At 63.8% G+C, this 4,420-nt stretch carries 7 protein-coding genes and 1 pseudogene; 4 read left to right on the top strand and 4 right to left on the bottom strand.

Annotated elements, in window-relative coordinates; genetic code table 11:
* Nucleotides 1–60 precede the first annotated feature (60 nt).
* Complete coding sequence (locus tag ACKVEX_RS16330; RefSeq protein WP_473216800.1) at nucleotides 61–402, bottom strand: hypothetical protein; 342 nt, start codon at nucleotides 400–402, stop codon at nucleotides 61–63.
* On the opposite strand from ACKVEX_RS16330, the gene ACKVEX_RS16335 reads away from it, so the two are divergent.
* The 4 genes from ACKVEX_RS16335 to ACKVEX_RS16350 all read left to right on the top strand — a co-directional run bounded on the left by ACKVEX_RS16335 (nucleotide 401) and on the right by ACKVEX_RS16350 (nucleotide 3,438).
* Nucleotides 401–748 carry a hypothetical protein gene (locus ACKVEX_RS16335; RefSeq protein WP_473216801.1) on the top strand — a complete coding sequence of 116 codons (348 nt, stop codon included), beginning with the start codon at nucleotides 401–403 and terminating at the stop codon, nucleotides 746–748. The genes ACKVEX_RS16330 and ACKVEX_RS16335 overlap by 2 nt on opposite strands.
* A 63-nt stretch (nucleotides 749–811) precedes the next feature.
* Nucleotides 812–1,546: a HupE/UreJ family protein gene (locus ACKVEX_RS16340; protein WP_473216802.1), complete on the top strand. Its 735-nt coding sequence runs from the start codon at nucleotides 812–814 to the stop codon at nucleotides 1,544–1,546.
* Between the two features lie 16 nt (nucleotides 1,547–1,562).
* Nucleotides 1,563–2,309 (top strand): transmembrane anchor protein, encoded by a 747-nt coding sequence (locus ACKVEX_RS16345; protein ID WP_473216803.1) that lies wholly within the window; start codon nucleotides 1,563–1,565, stop codon nucleotides 2,307–2,309.
* A gap of 85 nt (nucleotides 2,310–2,394) precedes the next feature.
* Nucleotides 2,395–3,438: a DMT family transporter gene (locus tag ACKVEX_RS16350; protein WP_473216804.1), complete on the top strand. Its 1,044-nt coding sequence runs from the start codon at nucleotides 2,395–2,397 to the stop codon at nucleotides 3,436–3,438.
* A 52-nt stretch (nucleotides 3,439–3,490) separates the two neighbouring features.
* On the opposite strand, the pseudogene ACKVEX_RS16355 reads toward ACKVEX_RS16350, so the two are convergent.
* From ACKVEX_RS16355 to ACKVEX_RS16365, 3 genes and pseudogenes are all read right to left on the bottom strand, one after another.
* Nucleotides 3,491–3,574: pseudogene (locus ACKVEX_RS16355) on the bottom strand (hypothetical protein); the annotation flags it as partial.
* A gap of 61 nt (nucleotides 3,575–3,635) precedes the next feature.
* Nucleotides 3,636–3,953: a helix-turn-helix domain-containing protein gene (locus ACKVEX_RS16360; protein ID WP_473216805.1), complete on the bottom strand. Its 318-nt coding sequence runs from the start codon at nucleotides 3,951–3,953 to the stop codon at nucleotides 3,636–3,638.
* Nucleotide 3,954: 1 nt separating this feature from the next.
* Nucleotides 3,955–4,251, bottom strand: a complete 297-nt coding sequence (locus tag ACKVEX_RS16365; protein WP_473216806.1) for a DNA-binding protein — start codon at nucleotides 4,249–4,251, stop codon at nucleotides 3,955–3,957.
* Between the last annotated feature and the right edge of the window lie 169 nt (nucleotides 4,252–4,420).

The raw sequence follows: 4,420 nt of genomic DNA on the forward strand, positions 1-4,420 counted from the left end.
GGGGTTGCTCGCTTGACACCGGCCGGCTAATGGGTGTCCCCTATTTCCTCAACTATTTCCTCAACTCCACGCCGCCAACGCCACCACCGTTCCCGACCCGGACCGCATCCATCCGGGCCAGATCCTGCTGCTGCCGCGCTGATCGAGTTTCGCCCGACCGCGACTTTGTCGGGTTTCGTCGGCGCATTGGGGCAGGCTCATGCGCATGTCGCGGACCATCCAGGCATCGGCCTGCCCGGGGTTGTCCGGCGCGCCAGGTTGCACTTGCGAGCCGATCACCTGTATAAACTGCACACGCGCCGTGGAAGGCACCAGGCCTTCCCGCTTTCGATCCGACATGACCCTCTTTCGCGCTACTTTTTGCCTTTTTAGAAGGATCGCCCATGCGTTGGCGAGAGGCATGGTCGCGCTGCTGATTCTGTCGCATGGATCCCTGGCGCTCTCGAGCGCGATCTCTCCGTCTCACGATCCCTTGCGTGCCACCACCCACGCACACGCGCTTGCCAAGGCGCACGCGGATCATGACGATCATGGGCACGGTCATGAAGTCTTCGAAGAGGACGGCGGGACGCACAAGCACGGCCACAACCCGGCCGATCATAGCCACGACAAACCGAACGTGCCGCCCTCGCATGCAATGCGCTTTCTGCCGCTATCGAATCAGTGGGCAGCCAACGAGCATCGCCTCGTCTATCCGGCGCCCTGCGTCTGTCTCGAACGCCCACCCAAAGGTCTTCCGATCGTCTGACGTCTCGAGTCCTGCGCCCACCTAGGCGAAGGACGCCCGAACACATTCCATCGGAAGACTTTCATGACCCAACCCTTCCCGCGCCCGGGGCGGGCAGCCTCGCTGTCGCGCCTGAGGCCGTTGCTGCATGCCTTAATGGCGGCGCTGCTCTATCTGCTCTTTGCCACCGTCGCACACGCCCATGGCGTGGCCGACGGCGACAAGGGCTATATCCAGGAGATCTCGGGTACGCATCTGCTGCCCTTCACCTACCTTGGCGCCAAGCACATGGTCACCGGTTACGACCATCTGCTGTTCCTCGCCGGGGTGATCTTCTTCCTTTACAGGCTCAAGGACATCGCGCTCTACGTCAGCCTGTTCGCGGTCGGGCACTCGGTCACCATGATCTACGGCGTATACGCCGGGGTGAACGTCAACGCCTATCTGATCGACGCGATCATCGGCCTGTCGGTGGTCTACAAGGCCCTCGACAACCTGGGTGCCTACCAGCGATGGTTCGGCGTGCAGCCCAACACCAAGGTGGCCACCATGGTCTTCGGCCTGTTCCATGGCTTCGGCCTGGCGGCGAAGATCCAGGAGTACGAGATCGCCCAGGACGGACTGTTGCCGAATCTGCTCGCGTTCAACGTCGGCGTGGAGATCGGCCAGTTGATGGCGCTTGCCCTGATTCTGATCGCGATGGGTTTCTGGCGGCGCTCGGCCAGCTTCTTCCGTCACGCCTATACCGCCAACGTCGCCCTGATGTGCGCCGGCTTCATGCTGGTCGGCTATCAGCTGACCGGCTACTTCCTTGCCTGATCATCCGGAGTTCGAAATGTACAACACCGACCTTCCAAATCGCGCGGAGCTGCCCAGCACCGCCAGATTGCTGCGCTCGACCGCGCTTGCCGCCATCGTCGCCGGCGGTCTGCTCATCACCACCATCCTGCCCGCCGAGTACGGCATCGATCCGACCGGTATCGGCCGTGCGCTGGGCCTGACCCCGATGGGCGAAATCAAGATGTCACTGGCCACCGAGGCGCTTGCGGAAGCCGATACGGCGGTCGTGGCGCCAGCGCCGCAGCTGGCCACCCCGATGCCCATGTCGCCGGGCGAGGACACTCGAAGCGCCGTGTCCGAACCAGCGCAAGCGGCCGACGTCGCAGAAGCCGCGGAAGCCGTGGAGGCGGCCAACAGCACCACCGTCACAGCCGCTGTGCCAACGGTCGAGACGGCCCCGGCCGGGTCCGTCGCACAGCGCCGGGACACGATGAGCGTCACGCTCAAGCCCGGCGAGGCCGCCGAAATCAAGCTGACCATGGAAAAGGACAAGCGTGTCCGGTTCGAATGGACGACGGCCGGCGGCGCAGTGAACTACGATACCCATGGAGACCCCCCGAATGCCCCGCGGAGCTTCTACCATGGCTATGGCAAGGGGCGGAATCAGCTGGGCGATGTCGGCGAACTGCAGGCCGCGTTCGATGGTTATCATGGCTGGTTCTGGCGGAACCGCTCGAATGGCGATGTGACCGTCACGTTGAACGCCGAGGGCGAGTACTCGGAAATCAAGCGCGTTCTCTGAGCATGTGGCCCCTCACGCCGGAGCGGTGAGGGGTCGCCGCGACGCGAAGGCCGCGGATCGCGCCAATCTGGCCGTGGAGTCCATCATGGTGAATCGCCATGTCGTTCATGCCCTGCTCGCAGCCGCGCTGTTCGGTGCGAGCACGCCGTTTGCCAAGCTGCTGGTGGGCGAGATGTCGCCATGGCTGCTCGCCGGCCTGCTATATCTCGGGAGCGGACTCGGGCTCGCCGCGATCCGCTTGATTCGTGACCGGAGCTGGAGGCCATCCGGTCTCGCCGCAGGCGGGTGGCCGTGGCTGTCGGCGGCGATCTTCGTTGGCGGGGTGCTGGGGCCGCTCGCGTTGATGTACGGGCTCACCCGCACCGGTGGCGCAGCCGCGTCCCTGCTGCTCAATCTCGAAGCGGTGCTGACCGCCGTGATCGCGTGGGTGGTCTTCCGGGAGAACGCCGGCCTGCGCATCGTGCTGGGCATGCTCGCGATCGTCGCAGGCGGCGTTCTGCTGTCCTGGTCGGGTGGGCACGATGGTCCGGTCGATTGGCTCGGGCCGCTCGCGATCGTCGCTGCATGCCTGTGCTGGGCGATCGACAACAACCTGACCCGCCATGTCTCGGCCTCCGACGCGCTGTTTATCGCAGCCGTAAAGGGCACGGTGGCGGGTCTGGTCAACACCGCGCTTGCCCTTGCACTCGGTGCGAGCCTGCCTGGGGCTGCGATCCTGGCCGGGACGATGGCGGTCGGGCTCGTCGGCTATGGCATCAGTCTGGTGCTGTTCGTGCTGGCGCTGCGCGGACTCGGCACGGCCCGGACAGGCGCGTACTACTCGACCGCGCCTTTCATCGGTGCGGCGATATCGCTCGTTTTATTGGGTGAATCGACGTCGGTCGCGTTCTGGTTCGCCGCGCTTCTGATGGCTTGGGGCGTGTGGCTGCATCTGACCGAGCATCATGAACACGAACATGCCCATGAACCGTTGGCGCACACCCACCCCCACATCCACGACGCGCATCACCGCCACGCCCACGACTTCGACTGGAATGGCGACGAACCGCACGAGCACTGGCATCGCCATGAAGCGCTGACGCACAAGCATCCGCACTATCCGGATATTCACCATCGGCATTCGCACTGAATTGACAGCGTACCCTGTCGCGAGTTGGTCGATGCGATGTAAGCCAGCCGCCCGCGAGGCCGAGCATGTACAGCGTGTTCTCCGGCGTGCGCCCCGCCCCCGAGCGCCCCGCAGCCGCCTTGTCCCACGCATACATCCCGAACGCCACCCAGCCAACGTCGGCAGTGCAGCGATTTCCGACGTTTTCCGCTACAGGGTCAAGCAGTCAGCTCTCGCGTTAGTTCGGGATGCCTGACGATCAGGCGTAGCAGGCAGGCAACGGCACCGGGCGGCTTGAAGCGACCCTGTTCCCAGTCGCGCAGAGTAGCCACCGGCGTGGCGATTCGCTCCGCGAACGCGGCCTGCGTCAGCCCAGACTTCTGCCGTGCCTGACGAACCAGTATCTGCTCTGGCGTGGTGACGCGCCCCGCGCCCACCTGCGCCTCCTTGAGCGCCTGCCGCAGATCGGGCAGGGCCTCGCCGATATCCGCCTCGATGGCCTTGGCAACAGCCTCGATATCGGTTTTCTTTCCCATGTCACACCACCTTTCTGATTTCAGCAGGACTCATGTTGGGTCGCTCGGCCTTGGCATATATCGCCACCAGTAATACAACTTCCTCTTCGGTCAGGTTGAAGTAGATCACTCTCGCACCGCCCGACTTGCCAGAACCGGCGCGGCTCCATCGCACCTTGCGCGCCCCGTCCGTGCCGGGAATCACATCGCCAGCCATTGGATTGGCCGCAATCCAGTCGATAAACTCCAGCCGCTCGGCTTCTGACCAGATTTTCCCGGCCTGCTTCTGGAACGTAGGGGTTTCGATCACGGTGCGCACGCCCTGAATTATACGGGATACCAGTATATATATTCAAGGAGAGAATTCGACCGCCCTTGCACGTTCGTCTATTCACCGCACCCCGGTTTGGTGTAATCGCGCGACTGTTGAAGGCAATCAGTCCGACTGGAGTACAGGGATAACAGGGGACAGACCACGATTACGTGCG

The sequence above is a fragment of the Denitraticella aggregata genome (genome assembly GCF_048158365.1).
Classification (GTDB): Bacteria; Pseudomonadota; Gammaproteobacteria; order Burkholderiales; family Rhodocyclaceae; genus Azoarcus_F.